General features: G+C 42.6%; 14 protein-coding genes. 1 reads left to right on the top strand and 13 read right to left on the bottom strand.

Features of this window, described 5'->3' with window-relative positions:
- Positions 1 to 270 precede the first annotated feature (270 nt).
- The 9 genes from ISP07_RS11520 to trmJ all read right to left on the bottom strand — a co-directional run bounded on the left by ISP07_RS11520 (position 271) and on the right by trmJ (position 8102).
- Complete coding sequence (locus tag ISP07_RS11520; protein WP_209327684.1) at positions 271 to 1698, bottom strand: NAD-dependent succinate-semialdehyde dehydrogenase; 1428 nt, start codon at positions 1696 to 1698, stop codon at positions 271 to 273.
- 132 nt (positions 1699 to 1830) lie between these two features.
- A complete protein-coding gene (gene fdx / locus ISP07_RS11515) occupies positions 1831 to 2169 on the bottom strand; it encodes an ISC system 2Fe-2S type ferredoxin (RefSeq protein ID WP_054563549.1) in 339 nt (112 codons plus the stop codon).
- Positions 2170 to 2180: 11 nt separating this feature from the next.
- Positions 2181 to 4043, bottom strand: coding sequence for a Fe-S protein assembly chaperone HscA (gene hscA / locus ISP07_RS11510; protein WP_063529989.1), 1863 nt, complete (start codon positions 4041 to 4043; stop codon positions 2181 to 2183).
- Positions 4044 to 4090: 47 nt separating this feature from the next.
- Positions 4091 to 4618 carry a co-chaperone HscB gene (hscB, locus tag ISP07_RS11505; RefSeq protein ID WP_054552503.1) on the bottom strand — a complete coding sequence of 176 codons (528 nt, stop codon included), beginning with the start codon at positions 4616 to 4618 and terminating at the stop codon, positions 4091 to 4093.
- A 78-nt stretch (positions 4619 to 4696) separates the two neighbouring features.
- Positions 4697 to 5020, bottom strand: coding sequence for an iron-sulfur cluster assembly protein IscA (gene iscA, locus ISP07_RS11500; RefSeq protein ID WP_054552502.1), 324 nt, complete (start codon positions 5018 to 5020; stop codon positions 4697 to 4699).
- 11 nt (positions 5021 to 5031) lie between these two features.
- Positions 5032 to 5415, bottom strand: a complete 384-nt coding sequence (iscU, locus tag ISP07_RS11495) for a Fe-S cluster assembly scaffold IscU (protein ID WP_054552501.1) — start codon at positions 5413 to 5415, stop codon at positions 5032 to 5034.
- Positions 5416 to 5455: 40 nt separating this feature from the next.
- The gene (locus ISP07_RS11490) at positions 5456 to 6673 is read right to left on the bottom strand and encodes an IscS subfamily cysteine desulfurase (protein WP_054552500.1); all 1218 of its coding nucleotides are present in this window, start codon (positions 6671 to 6673) and stop codon (positions 5456 to 5458) included.
- Between the two features lie 22 nt (positions 6674 to 6695).
- Positions 6696 to 7187, bottom strand: a complete 492-nt coding sequence (gene iscR / locus ISP07_RS11485) for a Fe-S cluster assembly transcriptional regulator IscR (protein ID WP_054552499.1) — start codon at positions 7185 to 7187, stop codon at positions 6696 to 6698.
- Positions 7188 to 7379: 192 nt separating this feature from the next.
- Positions 7380 to 8102: a tRNA (cytosine(32)/uridine(32)-2'-O)-methyltransferase TrmJ gene (gene trmJ / locus ISP07_RS11480; protein WP_209327683.1), complete on the bottom strand. Its 723-nt coding sequence runs from the start codon at positions 8100 to 8102 to the stop codon at positions 7380 to 7382.
- Between the two features lie 1081 nt (positions 8103 to 9183).
- On the opposite strand from trmJ, the gene suhB reads away from it, so the two are divergent.
- Positions 9184 to 9987, top strand: a complete 804-nt coding sequence (gene suhB / locus ISP07_RS11475) for an inositol-1-monophosphatase (RefSeq protein ID WP_054552496.1) — start codon at positions 9184 to 9186, stop codon at positions 9985 to 9987.
- Between the two features lie 33 nt (positions 9988 to 10020).
- On the opposite strand, the gene ISP07_RS11470 is transcribed toward suhB, so the two are convergent.
- The 4 genes from ISP07_RS11470 to secF all read right to left on the bottom strand — a co-directional run bounded on the left by ISP07_RS11470 (position 10021) and on the right by secF (position 14365).
- A complete protein-coding gene (locus ISP07_RS11470) occupies positions 10021 to 10851 on the bottom strand; it encodes a substrate-binding periplasmic protein (protein WP_209327682.1) in 831 nt (276 codons plus the stop codon).
- Between the two features lie 83 nt (positions 10852 to 10934).
- Positions 10935 to 12725, bottom strand: a complete 1791-nt coding sequence (locus ISP07_RS11465) for a GGDEF domain-containing protein (protein WP_209327681.1) — start codon at positions 12723 to 12725, stop codon at positions 10935 to 10937.
- Between the two features lie 87 nt (positions 12726 to 12812).
- Positions 12813 to 13361 (bottom strand): hypothetical protein, encoded by a 549-nt coding sequence (locus tag ISP07_RS11460; protein WP_209327680.1) that lies wholly within the window; start codon positions 13359 to 13361, stop codon positions 12813 to 12815.
- Between the two features lie 56 nt (positions 13362 to 13417).
- Positions 13418 to 14365: a protein translocase subunit SecF gene (gene secF, locus ISP07_RS11455; RefSeq protein ID WP_054552488.1), complete on the bottom strand. Its 948-nt coding sequence runs from the start codon at positions 14363 to 14365 to the stop codon at positions 13418 to 13420.
- Position 14366: the final 1 nt, after the last annotated feature.

Below are 14366 nucleotides of genomic sequence, written 5' to 3'. Positions count from 1 at the left end.
GTTTTAACGCCGAATAGATCTGACCTATTCACGGCTAAAGCCGTTCCTACGAGGTGCGAGGTATTGTAGGCGTGAAATTTATTTCGCGCGATGTTTTTGGATTTGCCGTCAGGGTATTGATGTAAAACGCGCCAAGCAAGCGTGACGCCTACACGGTAGGTGGCGTTTTAACGCCGAATAGATCTGACCTATTCACGGCTAAAGCCGTTCCTACGAGGTGCGAGGTATTGTAGGCGTGAAATTTTTTCACGCGCACTTATAGCTTATCGCTCAAACCTTAACACAAAGATACTTCTCTTCTAGGTACTCATCTAACCCTTGGTGGCCGCCTTCTCGGCCTAAACCAGACTGTTTAACGCCGCCAAATGGCGCTACTGGGTTTGAGATAAGCCCTTCGTTAATACCTATCATGCCGTATTCGAGTGCTTCGCTTACGCGATAAACTTGCTTGATGTTTTCACTATAAAAATACGCAGCTAAACCGTAAGGTACGTCGTTCGCAAGCTGAAGAACTTCTTCTTCATCATCAAAGGCGATGATGCTGACTACAGGGCCAAACACTTCATCATGATAGATATCCATCTCTGGAGTAACATCAGTTAAAATTAATGGCGCTTGAAAGCTACCTTCAAGCTCGCTGTTGTCACCGATTAACGACGCCCCTTTATCAACCGCATCTTGCACAAGCGTTTGAACTTTCTCTTTTGCTTTAGGGTAAATTAATGGGCCAATATCTACCCCATCATCAAGACCATTACCCACCTTTAACTCAGCCACTTTGTCTGTGAGTTTTTCGAGCACCGTTTCAAGCACTGAGCGCTGAACAAAAATTCGGTTTGCGGCGACACAAGTTTGCCCTGCGTTTCTAAATTTAGCCCCCATAAGGCCAGCAACTGCCTCATCTAAATCGGCATTATCGAAAATAATAAACGGGGCATTGCCGCCAAGTTCCATAGACGTTTGTTTAATTGTTGGAGCGCACTGCGATAGTAACTGCTTACCCACACCGGTTGAGCCTGTGAATGTGAATTTACGCACACGCTCAGACTCAGTCATGATCTCACCCACCATTTTAGCGTTTTCAGAGACCACTACGTTCAGCGCTCCTTTTACAAATCCTGCTTTATCAGCAAGGTAGGCTAAGGCAATGGCACATAATGGCGTATGCTCCGAAGGTTTTATGACAAAACTACAACCCGCGGCATAAGCGGGTGCCACTTTACGAGTGATCATCGCAATCGGGAAATTCCAAGGTGTAATACCAGCTACCACACCAATTGGCTGCTTTATCGTTGTTAAACGATGCTTGCTGTCAGTAGCCGGAATGGTGTCGCCATAACTACGCTTTGCCTCTTCACTAAACCATTTAATAAAGCCTGCACCGTATTCCACTTCGCCCAAGGATTCTTTTAAAGGCTTACCCTGCTCTTTAGTCATTAACTCAGCAAGCTGTTGCTTGTGCTTAATAACTAAGTCGTACCAACGGCGCAACGTTTCACTACGTTCGGTTGCAGTTGTTTGCTTTAGTTTGCTAAATGCCTCGTCAGCACTTTTTATAGCCAGCTCAACCCCTGCTTCATCAATATCAGAGACATGGGTGATCGCCTCTGCGGTTGCGGGATTATCTACACTAAAACGCTGGCTCGTAGAGTAAAAGTCACCGTCGATAAACGAATCAGAAAAAACCAAATCAGACATAGAACCTCCAAGTAAAAGCTATCAGCTATCAGCTATCAGCTATCAGCTATCAGCTATCAGCTCTAAAATAAAAAAACCGCTGTAGAGACCAAGCAACTACAGCGGTTTTTACGAAATCAAAGCCGTTAAAAATTAATGCTCTTCATTAACGATATTGAGATTATACTTTGGAATTTCAACCACTAAATCTTCATCTTTGATCACCGCTTGGCAACCAAGGCGTGACTCAGGCTCAAGACCCCATGCTTTATCTAGCATATCGTCTTCAAGCTCATCGCTCTCATCTAAAGAGTCAAAGCCTTCACGGATGACTAAGTGGCATGTTGTACATGCACATGATTTTTCACATGCATGCGGAATGCTAATACCATTCTTTAGCGCAACATCTAATACAGTTTCACCTGCAGGAGCTTCAATAGCAGCGCCTTCTGGGCATAACTCTTCGTGTGGAAGAAAAATAATTTGTGGCATACCTTACCTCGTTAAACTTCGTCTACTGACTGCCCTTGCAGCGCTTTTTTGATTGATGCATCCATTCTGCGAGCAGCAAATTCGCTACTTGCATTGTCTACAGCTTCAATCGCTGCTTTAATTTCTGCAGGTGTTGTTGCACTTTCGCGTACGGCAACAAGTTTAGCAATTTCTGCTTTTAACGCACCTAATTCTTGTTCATCAAGTAATGCACTGTCGGTTGCCAGTGATGCTTCAAGCGCTTCAACAACACGTAAAGCTTCAACTTGCTGCTCTTTAAGCATACGCGCTTGCATGTCGTCTTTCGCGTTAGTCATTGACTCTTTGAGCATATTTGCAACTTGATCATCCGATAAACCAAATGATGGTTTGACCTGAATTTCAGCCTGCACACCCGTTGATTTTTCCATTGCCGATACACTTAATAGGCCATCAGCATCAACTTTAAAGGTTACGCGAATATGCGCAGCACCGGCTGCCATGGCCGGAATACCTTTTAAGCTGAACTTAGCCAATGAACGACAATCGTCAACTAACTCACGCTCACCTTGTAGTACATGCAGTGACATAGCCGTTTGACCATCTTTGAAAGTGGTAAACTCTTGTGCACGTGCAACAGGGATCGTGGTGTTACGTGGAATAATTTTCTCAACCAAGCCACCCATGGTTTCAAGACCTAGCGACAGTGGTAATACGTCTAATAGCAACATGTCTGAATCTGGCTTATTGCCAACCAATACATCTGCTTGCAGTGCTGCACCGAGTGCAACTACGCGATCTGGGTCGATAGAAGTCAGTGGCTCTTTATCAAAAAATGCAGCAACTTGAGAGCGTACAATTGGCATACGAGTCGAGCCGCCAACCATTACAACTTGTAGTACTTCTTCGTTCTCGATACCGGCATCTTTAACCGCACGGCGACAAGAGCGTAGTGTTTTCTTAACCAGGCTAAGAGCAAGCTCATCAAACGTTTCGCGGGTTACTTCAACTTTGTGGCTTTGACCATCAAACTCTAAACCAACATTTACAGTTTGGTATTGGCTTAGTGCTTCTTTACACGCTTTTGCTTTATTGATGAATAAACGCAATACCGATGCAGAAAGCTCGCTCACACCCGTTTGTTTTTTGAAGTAATCAACTAGTAGCGAGTCAAAATCGTCACCACCAAGGCTTGAGTCACCGCCAGTCGCAAGCACTTCGAATACACCTTGGTGTAAACGTAAAATAGAAATATCGAAGGTACCGCCACCTAAATCGTATACGGCGATAATACCTTCTTGGCCTGAATCAAGACCATAAGCAACAGCCGCAGCCGTTGGCTCGTTTAATAAACGTAATACCTTAATACCAGCAAGCTCGGCAGCATCTTTGGTGCTTTGACGCTGTGCATCATCAAAATAAGCTGGCACAGTAATAACTGCACCTAAGATATCTTGACCTGCAAAGCTGTCTTCTGCGCGCAGTTTCAATGCTTTTAAGATTTCACTCGATGCAGTAACAGGGCTAATTGCACCTGCAACTGTGCTGATTGCTAATGAGCCATCATGCTCACAAAATTCGTACGGCAGTTGACCATAGCTTTTTTCGATTTCAGCCTGAGTTTTACCTAAAAAACGCTTAACCGAGATGAGTGTGTTTGCAGGGTCTTGAGTAGCAGCTGCAGCCGCTCGCTCACCAACCACAATGCTATCTGCTTGGTATTGAACAACCGATGGTAGCATCGCATTGCCTGCTAAATCAGTCAGTGTACGCGCTTCGCCGCTTTGCACTGTTGCAACTAACGAGTTAGTTGTACCAAGGTCAATACCGACTGCTAATTTGTGCTCATGTGGTGCCGCGCTCTGCCCCGGCTCAGCAATTTGCAATAATGCCATAATGCTCTTTTTAAACTCTTAAATAGCTGTTGTGTAACAACTAACGATTAATCATCAAATAAACTGTCTTCAATACGCTCTAGTTCATCGCGTAACTTATAAACAAACTTCAATTTACGAATATTGTCAGCGGCAGCTTGCCATTGTTGCTCATCATTACTTGCCAACTGAGCGGCTAATTCACTGCTGTATTGTTTATCGAGCTGTTTAATTTGCGCTTCAAACTGGGCAATTGCTGCATCAGGATCTGCGGCATTTTCAAGTTCTTCTAATTCTTCACGCAGCTCCATTTGCTGCATTAAGAATAGCGGGTCTTGTAATGTTTGTTGCTCGGCGCGAATATCAACACCAAGCTCGCTTAGCATGTACTCAGCACGTTTTACCGGGTGTTTTAAGGTTTGTAATGCATCATTGATTTCTGCTGCATTTTGCACAGCAAGTAATTTATCACGGCTGCTAGAGCTTGCGTGGCGATCTGGGTGAACTGCACGTTGCAGCTCAAGGTAGTGTTTATTAATAGTCGCTAAATCAATGTTGTAATCTACTGGAATTGCAAATAACTCAAAGTAACGCATTACATAGTCCAACTCGGTAAACAGGAAAGAACAAAGCCCTACATAGGCAGGGCTTCAAGCAAAGAAAGTTTTATAAGCTTAAACGGTGAAGCTTTCGCCGCAACCACACTCATCGGCTTGGTTCGGGTTGTTAAATTTAAACCCTTCGTTCAAACCTTCTTTGGTGTAATCAAGCTCAGTACCATCAATGTAGACTAAGCTTTTGGCGTCAACGATCACTTTCACACCACGGCTTTCAAAAATTTCGTCGCCGTCTGCTAACTCATCAACAAATTCAAGAACATAAGCAAGACCTGAACAGCCCGTCGTTTTAATGCCAACGCGTAGGCCAATGCCTTTGCCGCGATTTGCTAAAAATGATTCTACGCGGTTTGCTGCCGCATCTGTCAATGTCACTGCCATGAATTTATCTCTTACTTCGCTTGTTTGCTTTTGTAGTCAGCAATTGCTGCTTGAATCGCGTCTTCTGCTAAAATTGAACAGTGGATTTTCACTGGCGGTAATTCAAGCTCAGCACTGATATCAGTGTTTTTGATTGTTGCAGCTTCATCTAATGTTTTGCCTTTTACCCACTCAGTTACAAGTGAAGAAGAAGCGATTGCGCTACCACAACCATATGTTTTGAATTTTGCATCTTCAATTACACCTTCTGGTGATACTTTGATTTGCAATTTCATTACGTCACCACATGCTGGTGCACCCACCATACCTGTTGCAACTGACGGATCATTTTTGTCTAAAGCACCCACGTTACGTGGATTTTCAACATGATCGATTACTTTATCACTATAAGCCATAATACTATCCTCACTACCTGCTAGCGGCGGCGATCACTGATTAGTGATGCGCCCACTCAACTGAATCTAAATCAATACCTTCTTGATGCATTTCCCATAGAGGAGACATCTCACGTAAACGGCCGATCGAGTTTTTGATTAGTTCAACGGTGTAATCAATCTCTTCTTCAGTCGTAAAGCGGCCAATGCTGAAACGAATTGAGCTGTGTGCTAACTCGTCATTACGGCCTAATGCACGTAGTACATAAGAAGGCTCTAAGCTTGCTGAGGTACAGGCTGAACCTGATGAAACAGCAATGTCTTTAACAGCCATTAATAACGACTCACCTTCAACAAAGTTGAAGCTGATATTTACAATACCTGGAACTGAGTGACTTGGTTCACCATTGAAGTAAACTTCGTCCATATCAGCCATGATGCCATCAATCAGACGCTTACGAAGTGCGCTGATGTGTGCATGGTCTTTTTCGAAATCTTCTTTAGCGATTCTAAATGCCGCACCCATACCAACTAATTGGTGAGTAGCTAGTGTGCCTGAACGCATACCACGCTCATGACCACCACCGTGCATTTGCGCTTCTAAACGTGCACGTGGCTTACGGCGAACATAAAGTGCGCCTACACCTTTCGGGCCATATACTTTGTGGCCAGAGAACGACATGAAATCTACTTTTAACTGTTGCACGTCGATAAGTACTTTACCTGCGCTTTGTGCAGCATCTACGTGGAACATAATTTTGCGCTCACGGCACATTTCGCCGATTGTCGCGATATCTTGGATAACACCTAGCTCGTTATTTACGTGCATTACGCTCACAAGTACTGTGTCGTCACGCATTGCAGCTTCAAGCTTTTTAAGGTCAAGTAAACCGTTTTCTTCAACGTCCATATAGGTAACTTCGAAACCTTGACGCTCTAGTTCACGACACGTATCAAGCACTGCTTTGTGCTCTGTTTTAACCGTGATAACGTGCTTGCCTTTCTTCTTATAGAACTGCGCAGCACCTTTAATTGCTAGGTTGTTTGATTCTGTAGCACCTGAAGTGAAAACAATTTCACGCGGGTCAGCGTTGATCAGATCAGCAATATCTGTACGCGCTTGATCAACGGCTTCTTCTGCTTGCCAACCAAAACGGTGTGAGCGTGATGCAGGGTTACCAAAATTACCGTCCATAGTCAGGCATTGCATCATTTCTTTTGCCACACGTTCATCAACAGGCGTGGTTGCTGCGTAATCTAAATAAATCGGTAACTTCATTTCTCTCTCCGCTTTCGTCAAGCTACAGTTGACAGCTTACTTGAATGTTTTCCAGTTGCTTAATTGCATTGTTGATGCTGTTATCTTGGCGCGATGCGACTTCTTTCACATCTGACTTTTCCACCAATTCAGCAAGGGTAATACTATTTAAAAACTCTTCGATACGTGCGCTTAAGTCCGACCATAAGGTATGAGTCAAACAACGCATGCCGCTTTGGCAGCCACCCGTTGCATTGTGGCAACGTGTTGCATCAACAGACTCATCAACGGCGTTAATCACATCGCCGACAGAAATTTCGTTCGCTTCTCGACCTAGTAAATATCCGCCACCTGGGCCACGCACAGAGGTCACAAGGCCATTTTTACGTAAACGGGCGAATAGTTGTTCAAGGTAAGATAACGAAATCTCTTGGCGTTCAGAAATATCGGCAAGAGGCACTGCACCCACATTTGTATGTAGTGCAACATCCAACATGGCGGTTACTGCGTATCTGCCTTTTGATGTTAACTTCATGGAGCCCCCGATGTTACTGCACGCTAAGGTGTGCAAATTTTAATTACCAGACCAAAATAGTCAAGTATTATCACTTGATAAAAATTGATACTTGCCATTGATAAAACCGAATACTTGACAAAAACAGTCAAGTACTGGGTACATTGTAATTACCTGAGTAATTTAGTCAAGTATTATACTTATAACCTGTGATTATTTAATAGACTTATTAATAGAGGTAAGAATACCGCGTAAAATGTTCATCTCAGCTTCTTCTGGACGTGCGCGGTTAAATAAGCGACGTAGTTTAGTCATCACCATGCCTGGGTGCTGTTTGATGATAAAACCTGTGTTGTTTAGCGTTTGCTCTAGATGCTCATAGAAAAGCTCAGTTTGCTTCGCATTTGGGTAGGTTACTTCGTCTTCTTCTTGTACTTTTGGCTGTTTATTTAAATATGCCATACGTGTTTCATAACACAGTGTTTGCACGGCCATCGCGAGATTTAGTGAGCTGTACTCAGGATTTGCAGGAATACATACGTGGTAGTTACATTGTTGTAGTTCTTCATTCGTTAAACCACTATTTTCGCGACCAAATACGAGTGCAACAGGACCCTGTTCAGCCTCAGCTACTAACTTTTCACCACATTCACGCGGCTCAACCATTGGCCAAGATAAAGTACGTGAGCGTGCGCTAGTACCAATTGTTAAACCACAATCAGCAATCGCATCTGCCAGTGTATCAACAACCACTGTTTTACCTAAAACATCTGTTGCACCGGCTGCAAGCGCACTCGCATGACTATCAATTTCACAAGCAGGATCAACAAGATATAAATTTGATAAGCCCATCGTTTTCATAGCACGTGCCGCTGAGCCAATATTACCAGAATGTGATGTGTTAACTAATACGATACGAATATCATCAAGTGTCATTGCGTTGTTACTTACTGAAAGTCAAAAATTGCGGGGATTATAACATGGCTACAAGCGCTAGGCGATATGCTTTGAACGGTAAGCGGTAAGGCGCGATATTACATCGCGCAATAATTCTATGACTCACAAAGAGGATAAGAGACGCTGCGCTATAGAGGAAGAAAAAACTGTAGTTTTCTCTTTGTCTTCTCGTTCACTTCTCTTTGTGCATATTTTACAAAAACAAATTTGAACCACCGAGAACACAGAGGCGCTGCGCGCTACGCAGAGAAAACCAAATTTTCACATAGAGATAAAGAGACGCTGCGCTATAGAGGAAAAAAATCTGCGGTTTTCTCTTTGTCTTCTCGTTCACTTATCTTTATGCAAAAACATATTTGAACCACTGAGAACACAGAGGCGCTGCGCGCTACACAGAGAAAACCAAATTCTCACAAAGAGATAAAGAGACGCTGCGCTATAGAGGAAGGAAAAATCTGTAGTTTTCTCTTTCTCTTCTCGTTCACTTCTCTTTGTGCATATTTTACAAAAACAAATTTGAACCACCGAGAACACAGAGGCGCTGCGCGCTACACAGAGAAAACCAAATTTTCACATAGAGATAAAGAGACGCTGCGCTATAGAGGAAGGAAAAATCTGTAGTTTTCTCTTTCTCTTCTCGTTCACTTCTCTTTGTGCATATTGTACAAAACATATTTGAACCACAGAGAGCACAGAGGCGCTTCGCGCTACACAGAGAAAACCAAATGTTCACAAAGAGGATAAGAGACGCTGCGCTAAAGAGGAAACAAAAGCATGATTGTCACTTCCTCATTTTCTTCTCGTTCATTTCTCTTTGTGTAAATATTTTCGGCACTAAAGTGCCCCCTACGAAGTAGGTCTTTGGCAAAGACCTAAACATAACACCGTTCGTCTTCAAACTTTAAGCTTACCGCTTGTTGTGTAATAGGATCCCCTTGCATTTCAACCCTGTACAAAAAACAACCTAATTTATTCGAGTTTATTGTTTACTTTACGCTAGAAATCGCTAGAATACGCCGGCTTAAATATATTCGTTCTTTTACAACCCAAAGGTAATGCTATGCATCCAATGTTAAACATTGCGGTTCGCGCTGCGCGTAACGCAGGCAAAATTTTACTTCGCGCAAGTGAAGATTTATCAAAAGTTGATGTACAACAAAAAGGCACTAACGACTTAGTGACTAACATCGACAAAGAAGCTGAAGCCGCAATTCGTGACACTATTTTAAAATCTTACCCAGATCACACTATCGTAGGTGAAGAGCTAGGTGAGCATAAAGGTAAAGATGCAGATTACCAATGGATTGTAGACCCTCTTGATGGCACAACTAACTTCATCAAGGGTATCCCTCATTTCGCAGTATCTATTGCACTTAAAGTTAAAGGTCGTTTAGACCAAGCTGTTATCTATGATCCAATCCGCGGTGAATTATTCACTGCTTCTCGTGGTCAAGGCGCACAGCTTAACAGCAAGCGTTTACGCGTAACTAAAACTAACGAGTTAGCAGGTTCTGTTCTTGCAACTGGTTTCCCATTCAAACAAAAGCACCACTTAGACGCATACTCTGAAGCGTTTAAAGCACTTTTCGTGCACACTGCTGATATTCGCCGTGCAGGTTCTGCTGCATTAGATATGGCTTATGTTGCAGCGGGTCGTGTTGATGGTTTCTTTGAAATTGGCCTTAAGCCATGGGACACAGCAGCAGGCGAGCTTTTAGTTAAAGAAGCTGGCGGTATGGTTGTTGATTTCGCAGGTGGTATTAACTATAACCAAAGCGGCAACATCATTTGTGGTGCACCTAAGTTAACTCAAGCGATCATTCGTGAAATTCGCCCAGTGTTAACTGAGTCACTACTTCGCTAATAGCGGTTGTAATGTAAAAATGCAAAAAAGGAGCTAAGGCTCCTTTTTTTGTGGCTGAAAATAATCGTTGTCGAGTTTTATCTCTATGACTTCACCTTCTTTAAATGGCAACTTAGCTAAGTCTTCAGCAAAGTAACTGGCAAATAATTGCTCAAATTCGCCCGAGCTTTTCATCGTGTTGAGCCCTTTTAATAATACCTCAGCTAGTTCAGGCTTGTGGTTACTGACAAAAAAATAAAATGCTGTTGGATAACTAATATAAAGGTTAGGCACTATAACCAGCTCGTCACTTTTGATTTGTTCAATTTCAGACATGACTTCAATAAACGAACGTGGAAAATAATCAACTCGCCCTCTAATCACTAAGTTAAACATCGCTTGATAATTTGCCAGTGGCCTGACTGTTAAGCCGTTTTGCGCAAGGATTTTTGTATCGGGCCAATCATGGCCTTGAATAGCGTTAAATGGGGCTAAATCTTGTTTCGTTTTTATACCTTTGAAGCGCGGTAAAAACGCCCGTTTAGTGAGTAATGCGCGTTTACCAATATAACCCTTAAACAAAGGGACTGGCACAGCAATGGCTAGGTGTTCACGCTCTGGGCTTGTCATACTCCAAAACACATCGGCCTGCTTTTCATCAAGCATTAGTAAGGTACGTTGTTGATGGGGGTGAACCAACACTTCGTTAATTGCTGCTTGATAATTACTGGCGCGTAAAGCCGCTGCCAGCAATTCATGAAGGTAATAATCGCGTTTATAAAGTGGGCGTTGTTCAATCGCTAAATTGACCACATTTTTAGCTTCTGTGGTAAGGCTGTATCCTAGGCTTAGCAATACTAGGATTGCACTACATAGTCGCTTCATTGTTATTTTGTTTATTGTGTTTTTTTTAAGCTACACCCAGTTAAACAGGGACACAAGTAAAATTAAGCAAACTTAAAATTTCTTCATGAGCGGGCAGATATCGCTTCATCTTTATGGCTGCTTAAACGTACCACTGCGGGGGCTGGTCGGCTACGTTTACATACAAACAAGTGGCTACTCTGATAACGTTTGGCCTCTTTTTTCGCATCAGTTGCCAGCGCTGCGACTTGGTGGCTGTTAATACATAGCTCTAAATCAGGCTTAACTAAACCAATTGATAATGTAAGCAGTGGCACAAACTGCTTTTTACCTTCTCGATTGCTTGCCCAATAACCCCCTTGCTCAATATGTTCTGGTGTGAAAAAGGCCCGAGACTGCAGCTCAAACTTACTAATAATGTTATGGCAAACTTGCTCTGCATCATTTTTATCAAACACCACCATAAAGTCATCACCGCCAATGTGCCCGACAAACCCTTTGCTAGTACTACAGGCCTCGACGATGACTTCAGCAAGTAATTTTATAACGCTGTCACCACTGGCATAACCGTACAGGTCATTGAATTGTTTGAAGTGGTTTAAATCAACGTATGCGAGTGAGAACGGATAGTTATTACGAAGTCTCAGCTCAATTGCTTCGTTAATCGCGACATTACCCGGCAGCATAGTCAGCGGGTTGGCATGTTGTGCATGGCGGATTTTTTCTTCGGTAATGTGTTTTAAGATATTACGCAATGGCGCCAAACCTAAGTATTCACCATTTCGAGTGATCACAATATGGCGTCGAATATCAAACTCAAACTCGGTAATTTGCTGACTCACCGTATCGAGTAACTCGTTTTCGTCAACGATTAACGGCTGTTTATCCATTAAAGAAGTAACTGGCTGCTTATCATAAAGTGCATGGCCATAGGGAGCAGCAAACACTTCAGTGAGTTGATCTCGGTGTAATAAACCAACAGGAATATTGTGCTCTAATACGGCAAGACTAGTTAGCGTTTTATCTTGCTCAAAGATACTGTGGGCATCTTTACAGCGTGTTGTTGATTCAATGCTGGCGTGCTCGACTGCCAACCAACCAATCGCCATAGACTGCTCAAAAGTATTGCTATTGTCTGATGACTCTAAGTGTTTTAAGCAGTGAATATTTATTTCGTAACTTGGCTGTAAGCTCGGCCTTTCAAGTAAAAAGCCTTGTGCATGTTGCACACCTAAGCTTTCGAGTAAACGAAGCTCCTCTGCCCGTTCTATGCCTTCTGCGATAACTTGCGTATTGGTGGCTTTTGCAAGCTCTATAATTGACTTTAAAAACTCTTTTTTAACCACACTCTGATCGCAGTGGTCGATAAAGTAGCGGTCTATTTTTACAAACTCAGGACATAACTCAGACCACTGCTTTAAGCCAGAATAGCCAGCCCCTAAGTCATCAATAGCAATCGAAAAACCTAACTCACGATAATGAGCAATGGTTTTTAACAATAAAAAACCATCATCGACTTTTTCTTGTTCTGTAACCTCAATAACGACCCGATTGGTTGCAAGGCCAAAGTGTTCAACTAGGTGTAATGTTTCACCTGTAGGGTGGCAAGGGTCGAGTAAGGTTTTAGGGCTTACATTTAAGAATAACTTGCCTTGTAAATTGAGTTTCACAAAGTTCTCAATTGCTCTACTGCGGCAAAGTAGCTCCAATTCAGAGATCTTATGGCAAGCAATTGCTGCGCTGAATAATGCACTCGGCATTTCTAATTCAGACCCTTTTGGGCCGCGGCTTAATGCCTCATAACCCAAAATATGTTGATTAGAAATATCAAAGATAGGTTGAAACAAGGTTTCAATTGCACTGTTATCTAAGATCTGCTGTAGTTGTGCGTTCACCTTACACCTAGCGTTAGTAATACAAATAGGTGGGTAAATTATCAACCTTGTATGACAATTTTATGGCAAGGCTATGACGAGTGCAGACTACTCAATAGCGGTGATGAGCTCAAGTTGCTTAATGCGGGCAAAACTATCAGTCATTTTTAATTTAGCATTTTGGTAATCACTCGTAGCTAAATCAGCTTGTTGCGCTAATTTATAAACTGCAAGTGGATTAAGTAATAACTGCTGTGCGTGATAACAGCTTGGCGCCGCAAACTCAGGTAGTTCAGGCTCTACATTAATTGTCATTTCATTCTGCAATGCATCTGCGTCATCACTTTGTTGTTGAAACTCTGTTGCGTCTGCCAGCGCATGCAAACTTGCCTCACACTCTGGCAATTGTGCTTTTAGGTTTAAAAACAAACCTGTTGATGAAGTAATTAACTTGAACGTCAGGTCTTGTAATTGCTGAGCAGTTGATTGATTTTGTAGTGCTTCTACGACTTGCCAAGCCAACCCTTTATAGCTGTCAAACTGCTGCTGAAGTGTTACCTCAGGTATTTGCTGCACATCAGTCTGTTCTGGCTCAGGCTTATCGTCACAAGCACTGAGCATTAAAAGTATAAACACGCTAAACATCAGGTGTTTCATAATGTCTCCCATAAAAAAACCGCCCTAATTAGGGCGGTTTCTTTTTGTATCACTTATTAAGGCATAGGATCGAGATCCGCGCCTTCTTTTTCAATTACTTCAGGAATTAAGTCTTCTTTACTTACACCCATTGCAATTGCTACAGCTGAAGCAACATAAACAGATGAATAAGTACCGATGAACACACCAAACAGTAATGCGGTTGCGAAACCGTGGATCGTTTGACCACCCCAGCCAAATAACGCAATCAATACTAGGATAGTGGTGATTGATGTTACTAGGGTACGGTTTAACGTTTGCGTTAATGAAATATCGATAATTTCAATCGTGTCATCAATGCGCACTTTACGGAAGTTTTCACGGATACGGTCAGATACAACGATGGTATCGTTGAGTGAGTAACCTATTACCGCCAAAATCGCCGCAAGAATCGTTAAGTCAAACTCTAGGCCAAGTACAGAGAATAAGCCTAGTGTGATGATAACGTCGTGTAATAGTGCTGATACAGCACCTACCGCAAAACGCCATTCAAAACGAAACGCAACGTAAATTAAGATACAGATAAGCGCAGTTAACATGGCAAGGCCACCCTGCTCTTTTAGATCTTCACCAACACTTGGGCCAACAAATTCGATACGACGCATTTCTACTGTCGACTCAACTTTTTGTAATGCCGTAATGATTTGGTTGCCAATTACTTCTGCTTTTACGCCAGCACCTTGCGGAGCAAGACGCACTAGAATTTCTTTACTTGAGCCAAACAGTTGCACTGAGAAATCTTCAAAGCCACTTTCAGTGATTGCATCACGTACTTCTTTAAGATCAGGTGCTTGTGTAAAGCCTACCTCAACAGCGGTACCGCCAGTGAAGTCGAGACCAAAATTTAAGCCTTTAGTAAAAAACGACACGAAAGAAGCCAAAATCAACAAAGTTGATAATGTCATGGCAAACTTTCTTAACTTCATAAACGGGAGTGTTTTACCACCGAGTTTTAAAATTTGCATG

It is taken from the genome of Pseudoalteromonas sp. PA2MD11, assembly GCF_017808125.1.
Lineage (GTDB): Bacteria > Pseudomonadota > Gammaproteobacteria > Enterobacterales > Alteromonadaceae > Pseudoalteromonas > Pseudoalteromonas simplex.
The sequence above is the reverse complement of the archived record's forward strand: the minus strand, read 5'-3'. Positions and strand labels throughout refer to the sequence as shown.